We start from the raw sequence: 24799 nt of genomic DNA on the forward strand, positions 1-24799 counted from the left end.
CAACGTGTGTCCGATTGTGGGTCCCAGTAGGAGCCATCGCTGGACACCGCCCCGGGCGCGCCATTCATTTTCGGTCGCGTAGCGGGGGGAGACCGGGGCTGCGGCCCGCTATCGACCGAAGGAGTGAGTACATGGGCCCATACGATGCCATTACGGCGTCGAATCGCGAGCGTGAGGATTCATGCGGCGTAACCCCATTGGACAGGTGGGCCGATGACAACCACCTGTACCTGGATCGAGAAGCCGCGCGAGACCTGGCCCGGATGCTCGGTGACATCCCCGACCTGGTCGAGGATCTGTCGGATGCGCGCACCCGGCAGACCCGATTCGGCACGGTGGACTACCGCACGCGCAATGGCGCACGGGAACAACGGCTTCCGTTCAATCCGGCCGCTGCCCACGCCGCCGACCATCTCCAGTCGGTGATGGTGGCCTGGGTCCGGCTGGTCTGCGAGCAGCGCGGCATCGACTACAGCGGGGTCGCGACCACCAGTGGCATGGCGGAGTGGTTGCAGCGCAACATCATCGCGCTGGCGATGACCGAAGGTGTCGAAGCCGCGCCCGCCGAGATCGCCGCGGCGATCGAGGCGGCCGAGACGGTGGTCTGTCCGCCGGCCGAGCTCGCCTCCGCCGACGCGGATCTGGTCCTGCGTGCCAGGGCTGTTCGCCTCCATGCGGCGGCGATCGGCAAGCTCGCCGAGGAGTTGGGTGACGGTTTCCGTAACCTCACCGCTCGGCGTGTGCGCACCCTGCGCAAGGCCGGCCTCATCAATCCGGTCCCGGGGCCCTGGACGCCGGACTGGCCGGAGCTCTTCATCGTGGGTGAGGTTTTGGACGCGCACCGGGCTCTTCCGGTGCGGCACCGGGCGATAGATGCATAGCGAACAGAGTGACCCAGCGGGGCGTCGGCAGATTGTTGCCGGCGCCCCGCTGGCGTTGTGGGACACATTTCGGCCACGTCGCGGTGTCGAAAACGCTTAGGCCGCACGATTTTCGAGCGGTGCTCGACGCGAAGCTGTCGCGTGATACCCCCGTCTACCTGGGCTTTCGCGCTATCCGGAAGTGGGTGTTGACAAGTTGCGACCGATGAAGCAAACTAGTGCCAGCGGGATTCGCCGTGCCCAAAAGTAGTTCGGTGCAGTGCGATTCGCTGTAGGCGACCGCCGACTACACGGATCCTGACCGGGATCTCCCTTCGCGTCGACGCTAGAATGGGCTCGTGCTCTCGACCGAGAGTCTCGACATTTCGGCTGCTGGGTGAGGTTCTACTTGTGTCAGGCGCGTTCGATGCATTTACTCCCGACGATTCCGGTGGGCCGTCCGGTGAGGGACCCACTCGTGAAGGCGGCAGGCCCCTCTCCCGAGTAGACGACTCGATACCAGGTAGAAGGAACCGCGTCGGCCATGTCGCTCTCTCCGACATCTGCGTGGAAGACCTCCAAGTAGTGGCAGGTGCGGTGGATCGGTGGCGCTCGCTCCGGGCACCGACCACGGTGACGCGTACTACCTCTCGGTGAGCTGATACAGGCATCTGACACCGTCGGGGTGGTGAGGATGCGACGGGTCGAGGTCAGTTCCGAGTTGTGAGAGTTGTGTGTTGCCATGGGTGATGAAGGTGAATCGGATACCGCGATGCCGGACCGGCAGGATATCGCGGTACAGCGCAACGGGTTCAACGCCCAGGAGTCCGCGTTCAGCCAGGGAATCCGGGTCGATTCGGCCGTGGTCTTCGACTTCGTGTCGTACTGGTCCGTAGTCGACCGCGCGATCCTGATCCAAGCAGACCTGTCCGGTCATGTACGAAACGAGGTCATCGCGCACGCCGTGGCCCACATCGAGATGGCCGAATCACGTGACCTGGCAGCGGCACTCGATGGTGAGCGCTGGCGGGGCCGGATCGAGATGGAGGTGCACGATGTGGTGGCACACCGCCTCATCCCACTCGCCGACCTGCGTGACGCGCTGGAAGTCGGCGACAATCTCACCGACGTCTCGGCGCTCCTCGGTGTCACCGAGTTCCTGCTCGGTTGGCGGCTACAACACCTGGCGAACGACGAGTTCGCTGTAATACCAGTGCATTTGCTGAACCGCCTGGGCTGGCTGCCCGGGATACCCGCGGAATACCCCTACCGGTGTCTGTGGCCGACATCCAGCTCCGGCGAGATACTTCGCCAACTGGCACCCGGCAGACACCACCGATAGTCACAGTCCCCACTCAGCCCTCGTTCCGTGAAAACGGCACGGGGGCTTTGTCATCGGCGCATGTCGCCGACTCGCAGGCCCGTCCCTGTCGCGCCCGTCTCCCGCAGCTCGCTGCGGTCGAAAGGCGTTGTCGCAGCGCAGGGGCGCCACGGTCCCGCTCCGACGGAGCAGTTCGTCGGAGCGGGACCTCCACTCACATACCGGAGAGGTAGGAACATGTCACTGTGGTCTCCGAAAGGATCGCCCCGCACGATCGACGTACTCGTGGTCGGCGGCACCTGGAACCCTGGCGGCGACGGCGTCACCGGTGCCTTCATCGACGCGCTGAACAGCGCGATGTTCACCCCTCGGATAGTCCCGTATCCCGCCGACTACGGGTTGCACGTGAGCTATGCCGAGAGCGTCGCCGAAGGTAAGCGCGCTCTGCTGGCAGCCATCGACCGCTCGCCGAATCCCGTTGTCCTAGCTGGCTATTCACAGGGCGCTGCGGTCGCGGGTGACCTAGCCGCGGAGATCGGCCGCGGCGAGTACCCGGGCCGCGAGGTGATCGCCTGCGCGCTGATCGCCGATCCGCGCAGACCGGCGGGCAAGTACCTAGGCGATACCGACCCCGGTGGCTACGGCGTTGTCGGCGAACGCCCCATCGACGCAATCCCCGCCTATTGGGCCGCGGCACCCGGCGACCCCATCACCGCGCTGCCGGCGGGTAACCCCTTGCGCACAATCGCGGATCTGGGCGCCTTCTTCAGCTTCGCCAGCGCGAACTCGGCGATCCGCTGGGCACAGCGAATGCTCGACACCGCAACCCGAAAGCAATTGCAGCGCTGGTGGTCTCCGTCGAACTGGAGCCACTGGACCGGCGCGATCACCTACGCCCGCGGCTACCTGTTCGACGGCAGGCACACCAGTGACTACATCCGCTACGGCCACGCCCGCGCGCTGGCCCAGGCGCTGAACCGCGATGTCGCCGAAGGCCGCATCTGAGACCCGCGAAGGAACACATCATGAGAATCAGCAAGACCCCGGAACCCGCGCTGGTGCGGTCGGTACTCGTCGCTGTCACGGGCGTCATCGCCTACCTGTTCGGCCGTGAGATCGATACAGCGTGGATCGAAATACTGCTCACCCTGTACGGATTGGCGACCCCGCTGATCGCCGGTGCCCTCATCAGACCCGCTGTTACCCCGGTGACCGGATCGGTGGGTGAGCCCGATGACATCGTGGTTGAGCCCTGAATTCGTTCAGGCGACCGGCATGGCGCTGGCGACCGTGATCGGCGCGGTGACGGCGTGGCAGGCCCGCGAGGTCGCCAAGTTGCGTGAACGGGTGGTCGCGCTCGAAGAGCAGGCCGCCGACGATCACCTCCGATTCCGCGACGCGATCCGCCTGATCCGCGCACTCCAGCGACACATCGACGAACTGCTCGGCTTCCTGCGCCTGCACGTACCGGGCATGGAACCCCCGGCGGCGGACTACAAGATTCCCGCCACCCTCCAAGAAGAAATCTGACGGCGACCCCGCCGTTCCCGAACTGCATGCGGTCGGCCCCCGGAGAACACTCGACACGGTGCGGGATTCGAGCCCGCCGCATGCCGCGCTCCTGACGCGCCCGTCTCCCGCAGGTGGTCTGCGGTCGTAGACGTCGCCGCTGCGTCAGGAGCGATGGTCCCGCCCTCGCCGCTTCCCCTCGTCCACGAGGGCGGGACCCCGAAACCTCACTCACACAAGGAGATACCCATGGGCTGGACCGGCGACCCGGTATGGCTGGCCGACGTGCTGCGCGATGCCGGACTCGATGTCATCGAACACGAGGGCTGGCGCGACCGTGGCCACGGCGACTTCCGTGACCTGCGTGGCGTGCTCTGCCACCACACCGCGGGCGGCGGCCGCAACGACTGGCGCATCGTCCAGGACGGCCGCGCCGACCTCCCCGGCCCCCTCGCCCAACTGGTCCTCGAACGCGACGGCACCTTCCGCGTGATCGCGGCCGGGGTGTGCTGGCACGCGGGCCGCGGCTCCTGGCCCGGCTGGCCCACCGACAACGCCAACTACCACGTGATCGGCATCGAAGCCGTCTCCCGCGGCGACGGAACCGACTGGACACCGGCACAACTCGACGCCTACAAGCGCGGCTGCGCGGCCATCCTGGCCCGCATCGGCCGCGACGCCGAGGACTGCGTGGCCCACCGCGAGTACTCCCACGAAGGAAAAATCGACCCCGCCGGCATCGACATGGACGAGTTCCGTCGCGACGTCCAGGCATTCATCGACGGAGAGGACGCTCCGATGAGCGCATCCGAAGTTACCCAGATCCAGGATTTCATCACCGCGTTCTGCGGCCCGATCGGCAGCGATGTCAAGGACATCCGCGAGCAGCTGTGCGGTAGCCAGCAGCGTGACGCGGGCATGTTCGCGGGCTGGGAACAGCTCGACGGGATGACTGTGGTCGACACCTTGGCCGACATCCTCGACCGCCTCAAGGCCCTCGAAACGCCCGCAGCCGAGGGGAGGTGAATCCCTTGCTTCCCATCCTGCTCCAACTGCTCGAGCTGGCCATCGTGCTCGCGCCGGTAGTCCTGCCGCTGCTCGGCCTCTGACCCCACGACCCGGAGATCACCATGACGGAATCGACCACGTTCGCCGCGAGTTCCGCTCTCGGCGCCGAAGACGTCGCCGCGTCGCAGCCATCGGAACCCTCGACGGGCGTACTGCACGCTGCTGTCGAGATCGTCCCGGCCCTCGACGACGGTGTCGCATGACCAGCCCATACGCCGGGCAGTTCCCGGACTTCGAGCAGTTCATGATCGGGCTGCTCACACCCATCGCGACGACCGTGAGTGCCCTGCCCGCGACGGCGAGCCAAATCACGTTGCCGCTGATCTGGGTTCGCACAACGGGCGGCACGCTCGACCACAACGCGATCACCTACCAGGCGAAGGTGCGGGCGGCCGTTTTCCACAGCACCAGGCAGCAGGCGCAGACCATGGCGATTCAGGTGCGCGATGCTTTTCTGAACGCCTCGGCCGCACGCTTCAACGGCGTGCTGGTCGATTACGTGGAGGAAATCGCCGCCGCTGAACCGCGTTTCAGCGCCCCGAATCTGCGTCGCAGCCGCGGGACGAGCGAATTTCCCGACCTCGATCCGCTGCATCAGATGGTCGAGCTCGCCTTCGCCATCGACGCCCGCCGTCAGTAGACGGCATTTCACCGGCACCCCTGCCTGATCGCGGGGGTTGCCCAGTTCCCTGTCCAGCCCGGTTCACCGGGCACATGAATGGAGAAAGTCTTGCCTCCCATCTCGTCCACCCCGTTGACCACCCTGAAGGCCGCCCAGCGCCAGCTGCTGCTCAAGCCGCTCGACGCCGCGGTGTTCCTAGCCCCGTGGCCGAACTCCACCCCCGTCACCCCGGGCAGCATGACCGACGCCACCGGCAACCTGCTCGCGCTGCCCGCGTCGTACCAGTCCGTCGGCCTCATCGACAAGAAGTCCGGCGTCAACTTCGCGCGCGCCGTGACGGCCTCGCCCATCGAGGCGTACGGCGAGATGCAGCCGGTCCGCGACGACATCACCAGCGATATCACCACCATCGAGTTCGAGCCGCAGCAGACCAACCTGCTGAACCTGGCGCTGACCAGCAACACCAACCTGGCGTCCACCCAGGCCGCGGCCAACGGTGAGGTCGGCTTCTGGCAGCCCGCCACCCCGCAGATCAACTACTACTCCGCGGTCGTGATCGGCAAGGACGGCACCGACGCCGCCCCGATCTACATCTTCAAGATCATGCCGAAGGTCGCCGTCACCAAGTGGGGCGGCGAGCAGTGGACCCCCACCAACCTGATGGGCGAGAAGCTCACCCTCACCGCCTTCAAGGACGACACCCTCGGTTACGCCGTCGCCCACGGCTTCGGCGGCACCGGCTGGCAGAGGCTGCTGTCCGCGACCGGCATCAAGTACACCGTCTCGGCGATCACTCCCGCGCCGATCAGCGTGACCCGCGGCACCACCACGTCCGCGCCGATCGTGGTGACCGACCAGTTCGGCGGCATCCTGCCGAACGCCAACTGCGCCTTCACCCCGGCCGGTGGCTCGAACATCACCGTGTCGGCGTCCGGTCTCGTGACCGCCGCCGCGAACGCCACCGTGGGCAACACCACCGTCGGCATCGTGTACACCCCGACCGGCGGCACCGCGCTCGCCTCGGTGAACTGCGTCGTCACCGTCGCGTAACCGACGCCCATGAAACGTGGTCGCGTGCCGTGCTTCTCCGGTCGCGGCACGCGGCCACTTCCTTGTCAGTTTCCGGAGAGAAAGCGGGGCAACCCCGTGTCCATCATCCCCACCCAGTTCCCGGTCACGATGACCGACGGCACGCACGAGTACCAGGTCTTCGACGCCTCGGCGTTCGGTGACGCCAAGTTCGGTCTCGGCCACCGCGTCAAGGAAGACGCCGCGCAGGCCGTCGCCGCGACCAAGCCAGCCAAGTAACCACGTTCCACCACTACGAAACCGGAGATCCCCTGATGGCAGCACCCCGCAAAACGTCAACGGCCACGAAGGTCGCAGGCGGTGACGAAGGCCGCTTCTACGAGATCCAGCGTGAACTCGCAGCCAAGCGACGCGGCCCCTACCACCTGACCGCCGACATCGCGATCCAGCCACTGACCCGCCGCCAGGCGCGCTTGCTGGCCGAAACCGACGACGAAGAAGACCAGCTACAGATCCTGCTGGGCGAGGCCTACGAGGCGGTCGACGACCTGTTCGCCGACCGCCCCATCGACGAATGGGTCGCCTTCCAGAACGATCTGTACGCCCACTTCTACGGCGAAGGCGCCACGGAGCTGCCGGGGGGATCCGAGGGCTCGTAGAGTTCTGGGACAAGTTCGGTGCCGCGCTCGAATACGACCTACTCGAGCGCGGCATCGACATCCGAGACTGCTTCGGGCCCATAGAGTTCCGCACCCGCGACTGGCGCACCATCTGGCGGTTCAAAGACCGCCTACCCCGCGGGTCGCACTACAAAACAGCCTTGGCGTTGGACCGCGAGCTCGCCGAGTACTGGCTCGACATGGAGGAATCCGACCCCGATCCCGACGCCGAAGAGCCACCGACCCCGGAGGGCTACACCCTCGACACGTATCTGCTCCTGTCGATCATCGACGGGCTACAGGGCGTCCAAGCTGCCGTGATTGCGGCAGCCGGCGCGGATCCACCCCAGGTGAAGCCGATGCCGCGTCCGCAGACAGCAATGGACATAGTCCGCGAGGAACGGCGCCTGTCCACGATGAACAGCATCGTCGACATCTTCAAACCGGTCGCCGGGTAGAACCGCGGTTGATCAGAATGCCCCGCCGGAGAAGCACTTGACCACCGGCGGTTGGCCATTGGCGTCCGCGTCCGGCATCGGAGCGCTGCTACCGGTACTACCACCGACCACCCCACCGATGAGCGCGCCGGGAATTGCCCCGATAGCCGAACCGGCAAAAAACCCGCCGAGGGCGCCCAGGCCCATGCCGATCAAGCCGTTCGTGGTGATGTTCAGGCAGTAGGCCCGTTGCTCGGGCGTCAGCGCGATCGGTGCGGCCTCAACCGGGCTGGTGGTGACTGTGCTGGGATCGAATCCTGGTGCCGGCGCGGCGTGCGCGGTACTGGCGAACGCCGCTGTTGCCGCGATCGCAAGACAGGTCGCGGCAATGAACTTCTTCAATTTTCTCGAACTCCCAGAGAGATGGCCATCAAACATGTTGTCTCCCAAGCCAGTTCGAGCTTGAGAGCACGCGAAGCATAAGCCGGTTCGGCCGTACCCACACAGACGGCCAATCGATTGTGGGGCACATCACGTTTGCTGTGGACTATCCGTGCTACCAGCCATCTTCGTTGTGAGTTATTGCCCCGATAAGGCCATGCGGCTTGTGAAGGCGATCGGTGTTCTTCAGGACCGCGAGCGTCGACTAGCTGCGGCAGGATGAAAAAGGCTCAGCGATCCTGCGCTGTCGTAGGTCGGTGTACGCGCTGGGATGCTCGTAGCCGTTGTCGGTGATCAGGGTCTTCGAACCGATGCCGGAGTGGTCATCCATGGTGCTCGCTGCGTGAAACACGCTGCACTACAATCAAATTAGTCGCCTGTCCGCTGAGCCTGTTAGGATTTCTATATAGGTGCTCACTCATGTCATCCGTGGTCCACACCCGGAGCCACGCATCGCGGGTTCAGCTGTACCGATCTGCCCGCACTGAGTCGGACTTGGCCAACGGCCGTCCTCGACAGGAAGTAGTATCCAAGCATGCACGCCGACATCGAAACTGCCGTCAGTATCGCCCAATTGGCGGCTGACTTCGACTGGCAGTGGACGACCGAGAACGCTGAGGAATTCTATCGATTGGCTGGCTGGCAGTCCAATTATTCCGCTGAGAGCTTCGCTGTGTTGTATGCCGTTCCAGGCCAGGCGTTCCCGCTTGCGCTGGTGGATTGGCTACCGTTGGCTTCGCCTGATGATGCGGATACTTCTCAAGATTTGGCACAGATCTCGACCGTCTTGGTGGACCCTAAGCTATACGAAAGCGGCAATAACTCGGCCGAGTTAACTGATCTTTTCGCTGAAATTTCATATCGACTTCGCCTTGAGTTCGGTTCTCCGGACGATTTCAGGCCGGGGCAATTTGCGAGTCTGCGATGGGATCGTCCCAGTTTTGTGAGTCCCAGTCTTGTGATTTGTCTCGCGATGTCAGATTCTGGAGTTTCCGTAGACCTCGTGAATCCGGCCTATCAACGTTGGCGCGATTCGCAGGCCGACGTCCTTGAAGTGGGCGTCGATACTGTGGATGGTCCATACTCGGGGAACTGTGAGCCGGGATCATGGTTGGAATTCGAGGAGAATCTTCTAGCTACTTTTCGCATGATGAAGTTAACCGGCTGCATTAGGTTGCGAACAGGTGAAAACGGTTATGTCCAATTCCAGATGGGGTATGGACAGATTTCAATATCGATCACGCATCTGCCTGCGTCTTCCTCGGATTCTTTGGATCGTGAGTATCTCGGAGATCCTGCCGGTTGGGAATTCTATGCGGTTGAGGGCGGCGAACAATGGAAGCGGTCAGTCATGTGGCCTGCAAAGCAAATCGAATATTTGTCGATGGCAAAGATTGCAGTAGCGGCACTTCGTCGGCAAAACAAAGGCGCATCGCCGGAGGATGTTCACTTCGACGTCTGGGCTGACTACGACGCCAATACGCCAGACATGAGGGCGATTGCCCAACTCGCCGAATGATGCCCTACGACTGGATTCATAGAAACGCTAAGCCCTGGGCAGTGACCTATCAGGGCTAGTGGAAAGATTTTAAAGTTGTTGGGTGGTAGATAATCTGGTGGAATCAGGGCCGTGTGAGCTGCCCTCTGATGTTGCGTGACGGTGACCGAGAGATCCTCCAGGCCTGGATTCGGTCGACGACGATGAGGTCCGGACTTTTTCTACGAGCCCGGATCATCATCCTGGCCGCCGATGGCGCGGCCCATGCCGAGATCGGTCGTTGGTTCGAAATCTCGCGCCAGGCACAGGGATCAACTGGCGGTCCCGCTACCTCGCACACAGGACCGATGGACTTCACGAAGAACATCGATCAGGGCGTCCACGGACCCTGGACCGGGACACACTGATCACCACCACATTGACCCCACCACTACGCAAATACGCTGTCACACACATGGAGTGCACGCCTGTAGGCCGATCACCTCGGTATCGCGCACAGGACCGTGTTGAAGGTGTTGAGTTGGTACGGGGTGCAACCATGGCGCGCGGAGACGTTCAAGTTCTCCACCGATCCGGAACTGGCGGGCAAGGTCACCGACATCGTCGGGCTCTACATGAACCCACCCAAGAACGCGATCGTGCTCTGCATGGACGAAAAGTCCCAGATCCAGGTCCTAGGCCGGACCGCGCCGACGTTACCGATGTAGATCGGCATCCCCGTACGTCGAACCCACGACTACATCTGCAACGGCACTATGACCCTGTTCGCGGCACTGGAAATCGCGACCGGCAAGGTCACCGGCGTATGTAAGCCCCGGCACCGCCACCAGGAGTTTCTCGCTTTCCTGCGCCATGTCGCCCGTGCTTACCCCGATGGTGAGCTACACCTGGTGATGGATAACTACTCCGCCCAAAACAGGACCGAGGTCCGCGCCTGACTCGCGGAAAACCCCTGAATCCGAGTGCATTTCAACCCATATCTGGCGCATCGTGAGGTTGGTCCGCCAGTAGGTGCCCACCAGCAGCACCTGGTCCTCGAAACTCAACCCCAAGGCCAGCCCCGCAACGGCCGACCAGCGTTCTCGCGCCGCAACCGGGTGATAAGACGGGTAAACGTGGCCGGGCGCAGCTCGGAGAACAACTCCACCATTGCCGGGTCAGACGCCGAGATCATCACCGACGACACGAAACCGGCTGCTGCGCGACAAATTACGGGATGTCCTCTCGGAGTTCCTAACAGTTTCTGTCTGGTAGCGGCGAATCTTGTTGCAGTGCGGAAGGTTTCGTTTTGACAGCGCTGTGGGTCGTTGACGACCGGCTGTGCGCAGTGATCGAACCACTACAACCAGTCAAGCCGGCGGGAACACCGGGATCAGCACGGATGAACGATCGGTGTGTCCGGCATGGGATCTTGTTTGTGCTGATCACCGGCATCGAGTGGGAAGACCTGTCCCAGAAGCTGGGAATCAGGTCTGGCATGACCTGCTGGCATCGGCTACGCGACCCGCAGGCAGCCGAGGTGTTCGGGGCTATGCCCACCACGATGCTCGCCCACTGCCACCGCGCGGGATTGCCGCTGTCGCCCGCGTAATCCCCCGACGGCTCGCACGCGCGGGCCAAAAGAGGGAGCCGATACTGGTCCCAGCCCGGTCGACTGCCGCAAACCGGAGCGAAGCATTACATCATGACCTGCGGCACGGCCTCCCGCTCGCAATCGTGCAGTCAGCAACGTCAACGACGATCTCGTGCTGCCCGAACTGCTCGATCGTGTTAAGCCCCTGCGAGGACGCCCCGCCCGACCACGCGAGCGGATCACGACACTGATCGCGGACCAACGGCTACGACTATCCGCGGGTCTACGACGAACTCGCGCAATTATGGATTATCGGCTACATCCCACGCCGCGGCACCCGCGACAAGGTGACCACCGGCCGCTGGATTGTCGAACAAACACTGGCCTTCCTGCACCAATACCGGCGGTTGGTCATCCGTTGGGAACGCCGCACTGACATCCACCAAGGATTTCCTCGACCTCACCGCTGCGCTGACTGCTGGCGATGACTCAGTAATTGAACTGATAGGTGCTCTTAGGCGCAAGATTCCGCGCGCTATAGGAGGAGAGTTTCTTTTAGTGTAGCGGATCTATTCACTGCGAGTTTCTCTAAAATATTAGCTATAGGAGCATCGGCGTGACCGGCATAAATAGATGTAACTGTCATATAAGTCGGGAATCAGCGAATCTGTGTACTCACCCTGGCGGCGTATCGAAAGCTATTCCAGAATCGTCATTTGATGTTCCAAGCGTGTTCGAAGACGATGTCAACGACTATATTCGTACGAGAACCCAATCGAATAGAAGAACAAGGGCGAATCTTCCAGGCAGTATCGACCATCAGATTACGCTCCTCCACGCCATCTTGGGAAGCCCAGAGGGGGAAGCGCCGTCTACGTTCAATGATCTGAATTCAGCGGCGGACTACAAGAAGAGCATAGTAGCCGTCCTCTCTCAGATTACTGGTCTGACGTACCCTATTCCCAGGGATCGCGACTCCCTTGTAGCAGTTCTGAATGATCAACGTAATAAGAATGCGTACGATATTGCGAAACGTGGCCAAATCAATGAACTGATCAGGCTAACCGTAAAATATATTCAGTATCGAGATACTGGCCCGAAGCGATTTCCTCAACTTCTTGGCGAAGAGGTGGGGATGAAGTTCGCGCGCTTGCGAATGAAGCAGATGGGTGCGCGTATTATCTATGAGGGTGAGGGAGCCAACGCTCTTGATCTGGTCGCCGTATTGGACGGCCGCTTAATTGTGGTCGAGGCTAAAGGCGGCTCGGGCAAGACTGATTTTGCCTGGGTTCGTGATGAGAAAAACCAGTGGCATTATGTGAAGCAGGGTTCCAGGCTGTATCTTGAGTACAAGCTCGCGCAAGACTATAAATTCCAAAGAGCGTTGGCCAATGACCCCGAGCTTTCACATATTCTGGTGTCGCTGTGGCGAAAGGAAGCGAATGTTGAATATTACTTGGCTGAAGCTCCTTATAAGAGTAAGCCCGTACGCGGATTCAAGGTATTAGGCGAGCCCAAATGGTCCAGATTTGATATCGGTGACGACCCGGTTGGGTTCTTCAGGCCGCCGCGCGGAGGCGCAAGTGAGCCAAAACCGGCGGTTCCGCCCAAAAAGGCTCCTAGTTCGACTCCAACAACTGCCAATGCTATCGCCGGAGTGACCCTGGGTGGCTTGGGAGCTATCGCCGGCGTTGGCTTTGCCCTGCGTGATTCGCCCAAACCTAGCCCGGAAGTAGTTCAAGCTGCGGTAGTAGCACCTTTAACGGGGCAGTCGCCCGGTGACGGAGTTGTCCAACCTGAAAACGGCGCCCAGCCCGGTCAGTTCGTCGATGGAATTTTGCCAGGTTTGAAGGCGACTATCGCCGAGTTCTCCCGAATGGCGACTTCATTTACGAGCTACGTTCAGAATGGCCTTAATGATTTGGCTGTGATGGTCGGGGGTGCTGTTGCGGCGGCATCGGGGTTTGTTACCGATGTTATTGATTCGGCTGGGGCGCAGAAGATTATCGATGAGATCTCCGATGACTGGGCATTTGCGCAAGAGTTGCTGAATATTGCGATGTTGTTTTCGCCGGTGGGGACGGTGGCTGCGGCTATTTCGGCTGCGGTGCCGATTATTCAGTTGATCGTTGAGCATTGGGATCAGATTCGTGCCGCGTTTGATTGGGTGTTGAAGAATGTTTTGACGCCGGTGGCTGAGTTCTTCATGACGGCGTTCAAGATTTATATAACGCCGTACCGCGCGGCGTTCAACGCGGTGATGGCTGGGTTCAATGGGATGGGTGGGGTTGTCGGTACCGCGGTTGGGACGGTGCGGTCGACGGTCGTGGGGATTGTGAAGGCGATCGGTCAGATTTTCCAGCGGCTCGAGATCAATATCGGATTCCCGGTCAATAAGTCGTTCGGGTTGAAGAGTATCGGTGATGCGATGGTGGATTGGGCTTCTGAGCGGATGGCCGACGGTGGCTTGGTGGGTGGGCAACGTGGGTCCGCGCCGCGTAGGGCATCCGGTATCGAGGTGATGGCCGTGATCGATCGGTCGGTGTTGCGTGCTGCCCAAGCTGAGGATCGCAAGATCGGGTACGCGTATCGGCCGCCGTTCCTGCACGACGGCGCGTTGCCTCGCACGGATAGCGGGCCCGGTCCGCGCACATTTGATGTCCGGGTCGCTGATGTCGATGCGGCGTTCGCGCAGATTCGGATATTGCAGGCCGTGCAGGATGCGCGGATCAGTCCGGTTGGCGTGTAGCCGGGTGATGGCTATTCGGCTGACTCGGCATTGACATGTAGACGTCGATAATTCACAAGAGATCGGAAGGTTGGAAACGATGAGTGATTCGAAACCGGAGGGTGTTCCGGACCCGTTGGCCGGCTTCGACATCGAGATCCATCCGGTCTCGTTGGACGGGCTCAACGATTCAACGGATCAGAGGCCGAAAAAGGTGGGCAATACGAAGGAGCCGAGCAAGAGCAGGAGTCCTTCGCGTCGGCCTTCCGCGTCCAGACCCGCTCGGCAGCAAAAGAATCCGCCCAAGGTCGATGATCACCCAATGGGCACAAGCCCCACGGCTCGGCCGCCGAAGAAGCCGATTCAGCCGCGTGAGAGCGGCAAGCGAGAGCGTGGCGCTGCGCCGAAGTCGCCACGTGGAGGTGGTCCGGGCGCGAAGCCGCCCGGTGTCGACCGGAAGCAGCCGGCCAAAGGCCAGAAACCGACGTCCGCGAGACCGGATAGGCCGGCGGCACCGCCGAATAGGAGCAAGCCGGTCGACCTGGCGAAACGTCCACCTGCTAAGGCTCCGGCGGCCGGTAAACCAGGAGGCCCGAAGGGAAGCAAACCCAAGGGCGGCAAGGTCGACACCAAAGGGCTCAAGGATGAGGCGACCGCTCTCAAGAACCTCGGCGGCGCGTTCAAGGACAACCTCGCGGCCATCAAGAACCACACGGGCGCCGGCAAGAAGATGGTCGGCAAGGTCGGCGGCGTCGCCAAGAACCTCAAGAAGCTGACCGGCGCGATTCGCACCGCGTCAACCGTGCAGAAGATCATCGGCGGCGCGTCCAAGCTGTGGTCGGTGGCGCAGACCGCGTTGAACCTGGTGTGGAACGCGTCGCCGGTCGGCTGGTTCACCCTCGCCCTGGGGGCCGCGATTCTCGCGATCACGCTCATCGTCGAGCACTGGGACGAGATCAAGGCGGCGTTCAGTGTCGTCAAGGAGAAGGTGCTCGATCCGGTCGGTAGATTCTTCCAGGATCAGTTCGGCGAGGTCCTGAAGCCGTTCACCCACATCAGTACGGCCGTCTCCGGCGCGTTCAAGGCGTTGTGTTCGACCGTGGGTGGGGTGTTCCAGAAGATGGTGCACTACATCGCCGTGGTCGTCGGCAAGGTCGCCGATCTCCTCGGCGAGTTTCGGTGGTTCCCAGGCGTGGACGGCATCGCCGACGCCATGTCCCAGTGGGCGCAGGCGCATATGGCAGACGGTGGTCTTGTCGGCGCGAGCCGCGCCAAGGCACCGGCCGGCCCGACCGATGAGATCGTCGTTGACGCCGGCAGCCCGAAGCGGGCGGTGATGGCCGCGGTCGACAGTGATCACCTGCGGGTAGCTGGCACCGATACGGGCCGGTCAGCGCTGAGTAAGAGTCCGCATATCGCCCCACTGCGCGGCGTGCGGCGAACCGGCGCGACAGTTCGCGCGATCGACCATTCGACCACCATCGCGCTGAACCGCGGGACCGACACCAGTTTCGTGCGATCGCGCGCCGTGCACGCGCAACGCGCGCTCACCTACGCGGGTGGGTCGCGCTAGCCCAACCTTTCAGACACCTCAGGGAGTGGTTAGAACGATGAGCAGTAAAGGCGACGCGCAGTTCGACGCCGCATTGCGCGCGGCGCTGGCCGCGAGCGATCCACTCGATGCCGGCGATAAGGGTAAGGGCGGCGCGACCAAGTCCGATGGGAAGGGTTCGGGGGAGTCGTCGAAAGCCGATGTGGCTCACTCCGATCATCCACGGGGCGGTCAGCCGAGCATCGAAAGGCGCGACGCACCAGCGCGATACGAGAAAGAGCGCCCCCCGGCTCCGACCGAACCGCCGAGGGGTGTGCGACCCACCGCTACACCACCGAGCCGGTCGGTCAAGCCGCGCAGGCCATCGAGGCCGCAGGGCAGACCTCGGGGCGGGCTCGGCTCGAAGGTGCGCGGCGGCGCCGGCCTGGCCGGTGGTCTGGCGATGGGGGCGATGGCGTCGGGAGTTGACTGGCGCCGAGCCGTCGCCGACCCGAAAGCCGCGCTGAGCGGGCTCGGTAGCGCCGCCCTCGCCCAGGGCAAGGACTATCTCGCCGGAATGGCTGATCCGGCGAATCTGTCGGACGCCGTCTCGCAGGTCAGGGACACGGCGGGTGGGGCGAGGGATAAAGCGTCGCCGGGCAAGTCCAATGACGCCAAACCGATCACCGATGAGACCAAGGCGCTCAAGGATCGAACCTCAGCGCTGCGCGGCGACGTCAAGAACCTCGGCACGCACGCGGCGACCAGCCAGAAGATGACCGAGAACGTCGACAAATCGTCGAAGGGTTTCGACGATCTCGCCAAGGCGCACAAAGACTCAGCGGGTGCCCAGAAGAATGTCGAAGGCGCGTCGAACAAGTGGGACAAGTCCCAGGGCAAGCTCAACAAGGCCGTCGGCAAATCGGTGATCGGCAAGATCGTCGCGGCGATCGAGGTCGCGATTGTCGTGATCGGGCTGCTCATCGAGCATTGGGACTCCGTGAAGAAGGCCTTCGACACGGTGAAGAAGAACGTGCTCGAACCAGTTGGCGACTACTTCAAGAAGGTGTTCGCCGCGTGCCTCGCGCCGTTCACGACGGTGATCGACGAGGTGAAAGACGCGCTCGGCAGCTTGGGGAGCGGGATCGGTGGCCTGTTCGCCGGGGTGGTCAACCAGGTGGCGGACATCGTCGCCGTGATCGGCTCGGTGGTCGCCAAGATCGAGTTCAGTCTTCCCGGTTGGCTCGGTGGCGCGACGCTCAGCCTGGCCGGGCTCGGTGGGGCGATGACGTCGTGGGCGGCGTCGGCGCGGATGGCCGATGGCGGCGTGGTGCGGGGGCCAGGTGGTCCGCGCGAGGACCGGGTGCCGGTGCTGGCTTCCAACGGCGAGTTCGTGGTCAACGCCGCGGCGACGGCTCGCTACGGGCCACTGTTGGAATCGATCAACAAAGACACTCTCAATGTCGGCGGGCGAGACGCGCAAGTTGTTGCCTCATTGGGCCTTTCGCGCGTCAAACCGGCGCGAGCGCTGCCCGATGTGGCGACCACGCACCGATTCGATCGGTCGACCACGATCAACCTCACGACGACGCAGCACGACGGCGCCTACCTGCGTTCGAAAGCCGTGGCCGCGCAACGAGATATCACCTACGCGGCTGGACGGCGGTAAGTCGCGGCGACGCACGACCAAGGAGTAGACGATGGACCGATCCCGGCCCGAAGACGACCTCGACGCGGACGAAGAAGAACTCGACGATCTCGATCCCGGGGAAGACGAACTCGAAGACGACGGCGACGACTCGGCCGAGGACGACGGTGGTGTGGCGGCGGCTGGTGGCGTCGCCGGCGCCGCCGCGCTTGCCGCAGCGGCGCCGATGGGTATGCGGGCACGTCAACAGCAGTCCCCCGGGGGCGTGGCCAAGTCGACAGCCAAACCCGCTCAGCCGGTTGGGAAACCGGGGGCCGCGCGTCCGGCACCGGGGGGCAAACGGCCCGGCGGAAAACAACCAGCCGGAGCCGCCGGACCGCGGGCACAGAAGAAGCCCCCTGGCAAGGGCGGCCCTGCGGAGAAGGGCCAGGGCGACGATGCCAAGGCGATAGCGACCGCGCAGCAGGAACTCGACGCCGCGCAGAAGGCCAGCGATGCCCTCGAGACCCCGCACACCACGGCGACGAAGAAGCTGGTCGACTCGGCGAAGGCCGCCGCGATCGGCATGTCGCCCCTCACCGCCGCGGTCAAGCACTCGAGCGGCGATCACAAGAACGCCGCGAAGGACCACGGCGAGCACGAGAAGCAGCAAGGCGAGCTGGACAAGGCCCTGAGCGAGGGCGGTCTCGGCATGATCATGAAGATCGTCGACGACCTCAAGCCATGGATCGACAAGATCATGAACTGGCTGAACAAGCTCAAAGACGCACTGGTCAAGGCGTTCGAGAAGGCTCTCAAACCGGTCATCAACTTCTTCGAGAAGGTATGGAGCCAAACGGTTGTCCCGGCGTTCAAGAAGACCGTCCAGGTGGTCTCGGGAGCGTTCAAATCCGTCGGCGAAGTCGTCGGCAAGGTCTTCGATGCCCTGAAACGGGCGTGCGCGACCGTACTCAAAGCCGTTGGCGAGGTACTGAAGAAGCTCGACTTCACCATTCCCAGCTGGGTTCCCGTCGTCGGCGGAAGCAGTCTCGGCCTGGCCAAGATCGGCGACACGCTGATCGAATGGTCGACCAAGATGCGCGATGGTGGCCTGGTCCGTGGACCGGGCGGACCGCGCGAGGACGCGGTCCCGGTGCTGATGTCCAACGGTGAGTTCGTCGTCAACGCGGCCGCCACCGCCAAGCACCGCAGTGTGCTCGAGGCGATCAACAACGAATCCAGGTCGACCACCGGGTTCGGCTACGCGGCCACCGCGCGCTCATTGCCTGCGACCGCGGGCGCCCAAGCCCGGGCACTGGCCCTCGCCGACCGCCCCCAACTGGCGATCGTCAGCCCGATCGCGCCGAGCGGCGATCGCCTCGACCGCTCCCTCTCGGTCAACATCAGCGCGCCGACGTCCGGTCACGCGCATACGCACGACACCGCGCTGGCAGCCCGAAAGGCATTGACCTACGCCGCGGTTCGGCGTTGATATCCTTGGTGCGAGCTCAGGATCGCGACGACTCTGGAATTAAGGATTGATATGGAGTTCAAGGCGCTCTGCAACATGGTGCAGGCTTCATATTTTGATGGCGTCGAACGAATTCGCCGACTTCCTACGGAGTCGTATATTCCGACGAAATGCTACAGCGAGGTTCTCGACGCCTACATTGCTGACGGATGGCGTGTCGTATACGGATACGATGGTCCTGATGCGGGTATCGATTACAACCGCACTCACCTGAAGCGCGGGAAGCGAATTCTCAGATTCAGCTGGTGGCCCGATGAAGGAGGTCGTGTGGCCGGCTCCAAGAGTGATATCGAGGAGATTTCCCGGTATATTCGCGACCGCTGAGTCAGTCGCTGCGGGTACGTTGGGCCGTCGGCCCTCTCAACTAGTTCGGGAGTCGTGTCAGTTGGAGAACATGCAGCTTGCCGCTGAGTTGGCCGGAGAGATGGTCGCGCAGGCGGTGCAGTGGGTTTCAGAGGGCACGGCCGGCCCGTTCCTTGCCTACCTGGGCAAGAGCGATGCTCGAGTGACGTTGGTTGATCTCACGCAGGGTGGTGACGAGTCGCCGCTGGACTACGGTCGCGGTCTCATGGTCGTCAGGTCAGCCGCCCGCGGTGTCATGGTCTACGACGGAGCTATCTCCAACAGCGATGGTGAGCAGTTCGATGCCCTGATCGGCGAGGTCTACGAATTTCAGCATGGTGACGGCTCGTTCGACGTGTTGGTGCCCTACCGGCCGGTGAGCCCGTCGCAGAGCTTCGGTGTCTACGCATTGATGCTCAACGACCCCGACGGCCAACCGGTCAGCGATGAGATTCTCGATGCCTTCCTGCTGGGTACCCGCCGCGATGCTGATGCCGGCGAGTTCCTGCGCCAGCATCAGCTGCGGTAACTGTCAGTAACTAACGTGAGGAACCGGCATGGGTAGCTACCGCAAGGCGACCAAGGCGGAGCTTCGCCGGCGGGAAGTGGATCAGCGGGATCCGGCGTGGCTGGCATGGCTGGCCGAGATGGATCCCGCGCTCGAGACGTTCTTCGCTGAAGATGTGACAGATATGCCAAGTGATCCATTCAGCGCGGACGGTGTGGCAACGGCCGAACTAGCTGCGATAGCGCGATTTTCCTCAGTAGAGGCAGTACTGGCCCCGGAGAACGCTGCAGCGGCTGATCGGTTTCAACGCTACTTCGGTGAGGCATTTGTCCGTAGCTTCGAAGGACGATGGATGAACGTTCGCGTCGCCGCCTCCGCATCGTTAGACGTCTTTTTTGATCGTCGCGGTTGCAGCCCGGTTGTCCGTTGCCCCTTCGCTGAGTTCTACGTCGACACGCTATCGCAGTTGCTTGGGGCAGTTCATTACCGTAATGGTGAAGAGTGGACGTGGGTTTACGGTCACTCCGTCAATGACTATGCCGAATGGCAGGTGGGCGGACGTTTGCCGATGGATAAATGGATCTCGTTGCAGGCAAAGAAGGCTCGGCGCGAGGCATAATGTCTAGATAGATTCCCGCTCCGATCGGCAATGCTGCGGAGCGTCTATCTGAGCACTTGTAAATTCATCCCGGACGTTTTGCGTTCGGTCATTCTTTGCGCTTATCGCACGGAGTCTATTCGTTGTGCGCGCAGTAGGTAATGAGGAGGCCGGAACGTGAGTCCCGACCATGGCGAAAATAGTTCGTGGAGACACGAGCAACCAGAAAATGGCGAGGATCTGTCGAATGTTCAGAAAGAAAAACACCGGGTATATGTAGATAAGGGCGGAAAAAAGGGTCCCAAGGAATGGCTCGCCGCTGTTCGAAACTGGAGTTATAGGAGCCAATACGGCGACGATTTCAGAGATGGAATGGCGATCGTCCGCGGTTGGACAGATGATAATGGGTGGGCGGTTGAACATAATGTCGTAACAGACAAGGGTGGCCGGCGGTACGACGCTGGTAAAGACGGCGCCGGCGCGACTGGTCACGAGACCAAATATGGCAAGGTGAGCGGAAAGCACCCGCATGATCAGCTCGGCAAGGACGAAGCCGCGCTCAAGCAGGGCCGCAGGGTGCACTGGCATGTGACCGACAAGTCGAAGGTTGACAAGAAGATCCAGCGCAGGTTGGAAGCGCTCGCGAAGAATCACCCGAAGAGGTTTACGTTCTCTCAGGTCAGTGAAGCCGAGAAGAACCTTGCGATGGCCCTTGGCAAGGAGATGCGTGCGCACCGATCGGGGAACGGTATGCCGCTGTCGTCATATTATGACGCGCAACGGAATCTCGCTGGAACGCATGCGGATACCATTCGCAAGTTGAAGAAGGATGGTCCGGGTGGAACAAGCCCGGCTGCGCTTGACGGCGGCAAGAGTCTTGTCGCTGAGATCAAGGCAAGAACCAAGGCGCTAAATTCCAAGTCTTCGGCGCTTAAAGATAGCCACAAGGCGATGCGGGATCACGGTGTCGCCCACGCGAAAATAGTTTCTCGCTTGGCGAACGCGCCGAAGGGTCTCACGAATCTCACCAAGGCGATGAAGAATTCGTCGACCGCGCAGAAGAATGTGCAAGGTGCCACCAAGTCGTGGATCGGCGCTCACGGCAGGATCAACGCGTCGATGATGAAGTCCCCGTTGGGCATGATCGCGCTGGGGATTACGGCGCTGATCGGCGTGGTGACGCTGATCATCGGCAATTGGGGCACGATCGAGAAAGTTTTCGAGGCCGTTCGTAAGAACACGCTCGAGCCGGTGGGCAAATTCTTCCAGGACGTCTTCGCCTCGGCGACCGCCGGGCTGAGCAACGTGACGAAGGGTATCTCGGACTCGTTCAGCGGCTTGGGTTCGGGGGTCGAAGGCGTGTTCAAGACGGTGACCCACTATGTCGCCGTCGTGGTGAACGCGATCGGATCGGTGCTCAAGCGCCTCAATATTCCGCTGCCGGACTGGCTCGGCGGCGGCAGTATCGGATACGGGTTCATCGGTGACGCGATGGTCGAATGGGCTGTGGCGCATATGGCCACCGGTGGCATCGTGCGTGGTCCGGGTGGTCCGCGCGATGACCAGGTGCCGATTATGGCGTCCAACGGCGAATTCGTCGTGAATGCCGCGTCTACCAGTCGGCATATCGCCTTGCTGGAAGCGATCAATAGTGACTCGCTCACCATCAGCGGTCGGGACGCGCAGGTGATCGCGGTACGGCGAGACGCCTTCGCGGTCCCGTCCCGGGCGCTGCCACACGTGGTCAACCGGCACCATTTCGATCACTCGACCACGGTCAACCTCACGACCAATCACGTCGACAGCGCGCATGTTCGCGCGACAACACTCGCGGCACAGCGTGAAGTCGCCGCGTCGTGGGCGTAGCGGCGATGTCGCGACAACAGAGAACGGAAAACACATGATCTATTCGGCAATCCTGCCCGCGCAGGCCGCCGGCGGTGCCGACGTGATCGGCGTCGCCGGGGTGTACAGGTCGGCCTTCTATAGCGGCGACACCGTCACCGACGTAACTCTCGTCGCACCAGCCGGATTCGTCACTGTGACGGGCGCGGCGACCAACAATGCCACCTTCACAGTTCGGCACTTGCGGGCGGGAGTGGTGCAGCAGAGCTTCGCCTCGCTCACGCTCACCGCCGGCACCAACCTGGCCGCCGAGATGCCGTTGACCGTGCCGATCACGGTCGCGCCGGTACTCCAGGCCGATGACGTGATCGACGTGCAAGTGCGCCAGAACGGTGCCGGACTCGCGGTCGGCGCGGGCGTCATCGCGGCCGTCTACGTCAGCTGACGGCGCAACCACATTCATTGCAGCACAAGGGAAAGAGTTGAGGTGAACCAGTGGGGACTAGTCCTGCGCTGATAACGATCACCGGCGTCGATGGTTCGACGTGGACGATCAGTGGACAAGGTCGCGGCCGGGAAGGTGTCGACCTCGGGACCGCGCCGAGCGGACTCTACGACGCGCCGGTCACGACGATCTGGAACCAGACCGCGTTCCAGAACGGCGCGACCTACGGCGGATACAGCACCAACCGACGCGAAGTGGTCTTCGGCGTCAACATCTTCGAAATCGCCGGTCGCTCCTGGGAGTCCGTGGACAGTGCCTGGCGCAAAGCCTGGGCCTACGACGCGGATTCGATCATGACGGTGACCACCGGCTACGGCTCGCGCTCGCTCGCGCTGCGGATGTCGCAGCAACCCGACTTCAAACCGAACAAGGACCCGCACCTGAACCTGTGGGGTCAGGTCACCATGACCTGCACCGCGGGCGTGCCGTGGTGGTTCGAGGAACCCGCGACGAGTAGCTGGGTCTCGACCATCAGCACCACGAGCGGCACAACGCAATCCGGCACGGTGGCCGTCGCCAATCCGACCGATCAGCCGATGTACCTGCAATGGGTGTGCTCGGCGCCGGGACGCTGGACACTGCCCGACTTCTCCTTCGGCAACAACTACCACAACCGCGCCGAAGAGGACGCGGATCGTGTTGTGGTGCTGCCGAATACGGCCGTCGGTCAGGATCTGGTCGTTGACACCGACCCGGCGCGGGAAACCCTCGTCGCGGCCGACCGATCGCAGATGTGGGCGCTCATGGGTGGGCGCGGTTTCGAGTACATGATCCCGCCCTACACGCCATCGACGCTGCTGCCGGTGCAGGTGACCGGCGCGCCGGCGGGCGCCTCGGTGATGGCTGTGCAGCCGCGCAGCTGGTCGCGGCCCTGGGGGCTGCAATGACAACGGTGAACGATCTGCCTGTCATCTACGAGAACGCGCTGCAAGACAAGGCGCAGCGTGAGGTGTTGCGAACCAAACCGCCGCTCATCCGGTTCTGGGATGGCGACTGGCAGCTTCGCGGCATCTGCGCGGGCGAGGTCAGCGCCAATTTCACCTGGATGCTCAATGAATCCGGGACCGGCGTGATCGTGCTGCCCTATGAGCATCATCTTTCGCAGTGGGCGATCTCGCGCACGCGGACCACCCAGAACATCCACATCACCGTCGACAAGGATGGCGCGCGCTGGGACGGCCGTCTGTCGAAAGCTGTTGTCAAACAAGATGAATACGGCGTCACGACGGTCGAGATGTCGTTTCTGCACTCCTATGAGGAACTCAAGCACATCTGCGTCTGGGCCAACCCGCTGCTCCCGGCCGCTCTGCAGATTCCACAGCACTTCATCCTGGCCGGGCCATCGGTTTCCTCGTTGAAGCTGGCCCTGTTCTTGAACGTGCTGCGGCTGGAAACCTCCCTGTGGGCACTGCCGGACAACCCGCTCGATGTGTCCGAGTGGTTCGACCTGGATATGTCCAACTGGTCGATCGTGGTGAAACCCCATGATCTGCTGGCGGATTCGTCGGTGTGGACGTTGCTCAACTCTCGGTTCAAGATGTTCCACGACCTGGCGAAGGACACCCTGGCCACCGCGCAGTTGATGATCACCACCCGGCGGTGGCTGGTCGGCGATCCGGCGCCGTGGCCGGGGGCGAATCTGCGCAACGGCGCGCTCGTGGTCGACATTGTCGACAAGAGTGGCTTCACCACCGGCACGAGCGAGGGCGGCAGCGTCCTGGACGGGCTGGTCTACACCGCTCAGGTGTATACCGAGGACTACCTGGGCACGACGCGCAATATCCTGCCCGATCCCAATACCGACGAATATCAGCAGCCGGGTTGGCTGGGAACGCTGTCGAAGGCGCCATGGGTGATCTTCCGGCCCGACCGGAACACGGGCGTGCAGACGTCGTCGTTCACGATCACGCCGTTCACCGATGTGCAGATCCTCACGGGTGGGCATTCGCCGGAGCAGGTGAACGCCGGCGTGAAGCAGGCCCTCACCTCGGCCGGTCAACTCGCGGGCGGTTTGCTGCAGATCGCCACGGCGGGTCTTGGCGACTGGTCGGCGATCGGCGGTCAACTCGCCGAGACCTGGCTGTATCCCGGATTCAAGGACACGTTGCTCGCCTGGGTTTCCTACAAGGACCCGATGCGCGCGGCGCAGGCCGGTTGGTCGCACTACTACGAGCACTTCCAGGACGGCGCGGACGACGCCTACAGCCTGAACTCGCTGACCGCGTTGAGCTCGGCACTGTGGGCGACGCGGTCGTTCTACTCGCACGAACTCACCGTCGCCGACGGTCAGCCCTACTTCATCGGCGATCAGGGCCACGGCCACTTCTTCCTCGGTGACCGGGTGGGGGCCACCGTCCACGGCATGAACCCGGACGAGATCTACATCGACCAGGTAACCCAGCTGGAACTGGCCTGGGCCCGCGATCAGACCCCGGCCTGGCAGATCACCATCGGCACCAATCAGGAAGTCGAGGAGCCGCTGGTGAAGTCGATGCGCAAGATCGACGAGATCAAATCGACCATGCACGACCTCGGCGTGAAAATCAACTTTGATTAGAGACGGCAAT

The 24799-nt window shown here is 62.6% G+C and carries 28 protein-coding genes; 27 read left to right on the top strand and 1 reads right to left on the bottom strand.

Features of this window, described 5'->3' with window-relative positions:
- Nucleotides 1-131: 131 nt before the first annotated feature.
- The 12 genes from NA12_RS23240 to NA12_RS23285 all read left to right on the top strand — a co-directional run bounded on the left by NA12_RS23240 (nt 132) and on the right by NA12_RS23285 (nt 7526).
- Nucleotides 132-881 (top strand): hypothetical protein, encoded by a 750-nt coding sequence (locus NA12_RS23240; RefSeq protein WP_132369734.1) that lies wholly within the window; start codon nt 132-134, stop codon nt 879-881.
- A 751-nt stretch (nt 882-1632) separates the two neighbouring features.
- On the top strand, nt 1633-2202 hold the full coding sequence (locus tag NA12_RS23245; protein WP_132369733.1) for an ImmA/IrrE family metallo-endopeptidase: 570 nt from the start codon (nt 1633-1635) through the stop codon (nt 2200-2202).
- A gap of 216 nt (nt 2203-2418) precedes the next feature.
- Nucleotides 2419-3186 (top strand): alpha/beta fold hydrolase, encoded by a 768-nt coding sequence (locus tag NA12_RS23250; RefSeq protein WP_165914762.1) that lies wholly within the window; start codon nt 2419-2421, stop codon nt 3184-3186.
- A gap of 20 nt (nt 3187-3206) precedes the next feature.
- On the top strand, nt 3207-3437 hold the full coding sequence (locus tag NA12_RS23255; RefSeq protein WP_067455147.1) for a hypothetical protein: 231 nt from the start codon (nt 3207-3209) through the stop codon (nt 3435-3437).
- Nucleotides 3415-3711, top strand: coding sequence for a hypothetical protein (locus tag NA12_RS23260; protein ID WP_132369732.1), 297 nt, complete (start codon nt 3415-3417; stop codon nt 3709-3711). The genes NA12_RS23255 and NA12_RS23260 overlap by 23 nt, the downstream gene beginning before the upstream one ends.
- Before the next feature lie 228 nt (nt 3712-3939).
- A complete protein-coding gene (locus NA12_RS23265; protein ID WP_084473026.1) occupies nt 3940-4716 on the top strand; it encodes a peptidoglycan recognition protein family protein in 777 nt (258 codons plus the stop codon).
- A 104-nt stretch (nt 4717-4820) separates the two neighbouring features.
- A complete protein-coding gene (locus tag NA12_RS33780; RefSeq protein ID WP_157106407.1) occupies nt 4821-4961 on the top strand; it encodes a hypothetical protein in 141 nt (46 codons plus the stop codon).
- Nucleotides 4958-5398, top strand: coding sequence for a hypothetical protein (locus NA12_RS23270; protein WP_067455154.1), 441 nt, complete (start codon nt 4958-4960; stop codon nt 5396-5398). The genes NA12_RS33780 and NA12_RS23270 overlap by 4 nt, the downstream gene beginning before the upstream one ends.
- Before the next feature lie 90 nt (nt 5399-5488).
- A complete protein-coding gene (locus NA12_RS23275; protein WP_132369730.1) occupies nt 5489-6430 on the top strand; it encodes a hypothetical protein in 942 nt (313 codons plus the stop codon).
- 96 nt (nt 6431-6526) lie between these two features.
- Entirely contained in the window at nt 6527-6688 is a 162-nt protein-coding gene (locus NA12_RS33785) for a hypothetical protein (protein WP_157106408.1), read from the top strand.
- 35 nt (nt 6689-6723) lie between these two features.
- Entirely contained in the window at nt 6724-7068 is a 345-nt protein-coding gene (locus tag NA12_RS23280) for a hypothetical protein (RefSeq protein ID WP_067455159.1), read from the top strand.
- A 161-nt stretch (nt 7069-7229) separates the two neighbouring features.
- The gene (locus NA12_RS23285; protein ID WP_067455163.1) at nt 7230-7526 is read left to right on the top strand and encodes a hypothetical protein; all 297 of its coding nucleotides are present in this window, start codon (nt 7230-7232) and stop codon (nt 7524-7526) included.
- A 12-nt stretch (nt 7527-7538) separates the two neighbouring features.
- Here the strand turns inward: NA12_RS23285 and NA12_RS23290 are convergent, their stop codons facing one another.
- On the bottom strand, nt 7539-7943 hold the full coding sequence (locus NA12_RS23290; RefSeq protein ID WP_132369729.1) for a hypothetical protein: 405 nt from the start codon (nt 7941-7943) through the stop codon (nt 7539-7541).
- A gap of 538 nt (nt 7944-8481) precedes the next feature.
- Here NA12_RS23290 and NA12_RS33790 point away from each other — a divergent pair.
- The 15 genes from NA12_RS33790 to NA12_RS23350 all read left to right on the top strand — a co-directional run bounded on the left by NA12_RS33790 (nt 8482) and on the right by NA12_RS23350 (nt 24789).
- Nucleotides 8482-9465, top strand: a complete 984-nt coding sequence (locus tag NA12_RS33790; RefSeq protein ID WP_132369728.1) for a DUF6301 family protein — start codon at nt 8482-8484, stop codon at nt 9463-9465.
- A 491-nt stretch (nt 9466-9956) separates the two neighbouring features.
- Nucleotides 9957-10151 (top strand): hypothetical protein, encoded by a 195-nt coding sequence (locus NA12_RS34435; RefSeq protein ID WP_207905566.1) that lies wholly within the window; start codon nt 9957-9959, stop codon nt 10149-10151.
- A 48-nt stretch (nt 10152-10199) separates the two neighbouring features.
- Nucleotides 10200-10382, top strand: a complete 183-nt coding sequence (locus tag NA12_RS34440; RefSeq protein ID WP_067455171.1) for a hypothetical protein — start codon at nt 10200-10202, stop codon at nt 10380-10382.
- 350 nt (nt 10383-10732) lie between these two features.
- Nucleotides 10733-11035: a transposase gene (locus NA12_RS23305; protein WP_067455173.1), complete on the top strand. Its 303-nt coding sequence runs from the start codon at nt 10733-10735 to the stop codon at nt 11033-11035.
- A gap of 712 nt (nt 11036-11747) precedes the next feature.
- Entirely contained in the window at nt 11748-13766 is a 2019-nt protein-coding gene (locus NA12_RS33795; protein WP_132369727.1) for a hypothetical protein, read from the top strand.
- A gap of 115 nt (nt 13767-13881) precedes the next feature.
- Entirely contained in the window at nt 13882-15318 is a 1437-nt protein-coding gene (locus NA12_RS23315) for a hypothetical protein (RefSeq protein WP_132369726.1), read from the top strand.
- A complete protein-coding gene (locus tag NA12_RS23320; RefSeq protein ID WP_132369725.1) occupies nt 15305-16945 on the top strand; it encodes a phage tail family protein in 1641 nt (546 codons plus the stop codon). Before NA12_RS23315 ends, NA12_RS23320 begins: the two co-directional genes overlap by 14 nt.
- A gap of 31 nt (nt 16946-16976) precedes the next feature.
- Nucleotides 16977-18395: a hypothetical protein gene (locus NA12_RS23325; protein WP_067455184.1), complete on the top strand. Its 1419-nt coding sequence runs from the start codon at nt 16977-16979 to the stop codon at nt 18393-18395.
- Between the two features lie 51 nt (nt 18396-18446).
- Nucleotides 18447-18758, top strand: coding sequence for a hypothetical protein (locus NA12_RS33800; protein WP_132369724.1), 312 nt, complete (start codon nt 18447-18449; stop codon nt 18756-18758).
- 61 nt (nt 18759-18819) lie between these two features.
- Nucleotides 18820-19305 carry a hypothetical protein gene (locus NA12_RS23330; protein WP_132369723.1) on the top strand — a complete coding sequence of 162 codons (486 nt, stop codon included), beginning with the start codon at nt 18820-18822 and terminating at the stop codon, nt 19303-19305.
- A 28-nt stretch (nt 19306-19333) separates the two neighbouring features.
- Nucleotides 19334-19903 carry a hypothetical protein gene (locus NA12_RS33805; protein WP_132369722.1) on the top strand — a complete coding sequence of 190 codons (570 nt, stop codon included), beginning with the start codon at nt 19334-19336 and terminating at the stop codon, nt 19901-19903.
- 156 nt (nt 19904-20059) lie between these two features.
- A complete protein-coding gene (locus NA12_RS33810) occupies nt 20060-21748 on the top strand; it encodes a hypothetical protein (RefSeq protein ID WP_132369721.1) in 1689 nt (562 codons plus the stop codon).
- A 34-nt stretch (nt 21749-21782) separates the two neighbouring features.
- Entirely contained in the window at nt 21783-22172 is a 390-nt protein-coding gene (locus NA12_RS23340; protein WP_067455194.1) for a hypothetical protein, read from the top strand.
- A 50-nt stretch (nt 22173-22222) separates the two neighbouring features.
- Nucleotides 22223-23119, top strand: coding sequence for a hypothetical protein (locus NA12_RS23345; protein WP_067455201.1), 897 nt, complete (start codon nt 22223-22225; stop codon nt 23117-23119).
- A gap of 5 nt (nt 23120-23124) precedes the next feature.
- Nucleotides 23125-24789 (top strand): Gp37-like protein, encoded by a 1665-nt coding sequence (locus NA12_RS23350; RefSeq protein WP_132369720.1) that lies wholly within the window; start codon nt 23125-23127, stop codon nt 24787-24789.
- Nucleotides 24790-24799: the final 10 nt, after the last annotated feature.

Source organism: Nocardia alba NBRC 108234, assembly GCF_001612665.1.
GTDB classification, from domain to species: Bacteria; Actinomycetota; Actinomycetes; order Mycobacteriales; family Mycobacteriaceae; genus Nocardia; species Nocardia alba.

What these genes read in the sequence shown, in the direction of transcription:
- NA12_RS23240 (WP_132369734.1), top strand. Translation starts at nt 132, where the DNA reads ATGGGCCCATACGATGCCATTACGGCGTCGAATCGCGAGCGTGAGGAT.
- NA12_RS23245 (WP_132369733.1), top strand. Translation starts at nt 1,633, where the DNA reads ATGCCGGACCGGCAGGATATCGCGGTACAGCGCAACGGGTTCAACGCC.
- NA12_RS23250 (WP_165914762.1), top strand. Translation starts at nt 2,419, where the DNA reads ATGTCACTGTGGTCTCCGAAAGGATCGCCCCGCACGATCGACGTACTC.
- NA12_RS23255 (WP_067455147.1), top strand. Translation starts at nt 3,207, where the DNA reads ATGAGAATCAGCAAGACCCCGGAACCCGCGCTGGTGCGGTCGGTACTC.
- NA12_RS23260 (WP_132369732.1), top strand. Translation starts at nt 3,415, where the DNA reads ATGACATCGTGGTTGAGCCCTGAATTCGTTCAGGCGACCGGCATGGCG.
- NA12_RS23265 (WP_084473026.1), top strand. Translation starts at nt 3,940, where the DNA reads ATGGGCTGGACCGGCGACCCGGTATGGCTGGCCGACGTGCTGCGCGAT.
- NA12_RS33780 (WP_157106407.1), top strand. Translation starts at nt 4,821, where the DNA reads ATGACGGAATCGACCACGTTCGCCGCGAGTTCCGCTCTCGGCGCCGAA.
- NA12_RS23270 (WP_067455154.1), top strand. Translation starts at nt 4,958, where the DNA reads ATGACCAGCCCATACGCCGGGCAGTTCCCGGACTTCGAGCAGTTCATG.
- NA12_RS23280 (WP_067455159.1), top strand. Translation starts at nt 6,724, where the DNA reads ATGGCAGCACCCCGCAAAACGTCAACGGCCACGAAGGTCGCAGGCGGT.
- NA12_RS23290 (WP_132369729.1), bottom strand. Translation starts at nt 7,943, where the DNA reads ATGTTTGATGGCCATCTCTCTGGGAGTTCGAGAAAATTGAAGAAGTTC.
- NA12_RS33790 (WP_132369728.1), top strand. Translation starts at nt 8,482, where the DNA reads ATGCACGCCGACATCGAAACTGCCGTCAGTATCGCCCAATTGGCGGCT.
- NA12_RS34440 (WP_067455171.1), top strand. Translation starts at nt 10,200, where the DNA reads ATGACCCTGTTCGCGGCACTGGAAATCGCGACCGGCAAGGTCACCGGC.
- NA12_RS23325 (WP_067455184.1), top strand. Translation starts at nt 16,977, where the DNA reads ATGGACCGATCCCGGCCCGAAGACGACCTCGACGCGGACGAAGAAGAA.
- NA12_RS33800 (WP_132369724.1), top strand. Translation starts at nt 18,447, where the DNA reads ATGGAGTTCAAGGCGCTCTGCAACATGGTGCAGGCTTCATATTTTGAT.
- NA12_RS33805 (WP_132369722.1), top strand. Translation starts at nt 19,334, where the DNA reads ATGGGTAGCTACCGCAAGGCGACCAAGGCGGAGCTTCGCCGGCGGGAA.
- NA12_RS23340 (WP_067455194.1), top strand. Translation starts at nt 21,783, where the DNA reads ATGATCTATTCGGCAATCCTGCCCGCGCAGGCCGCCGGCGGTGCCGAC.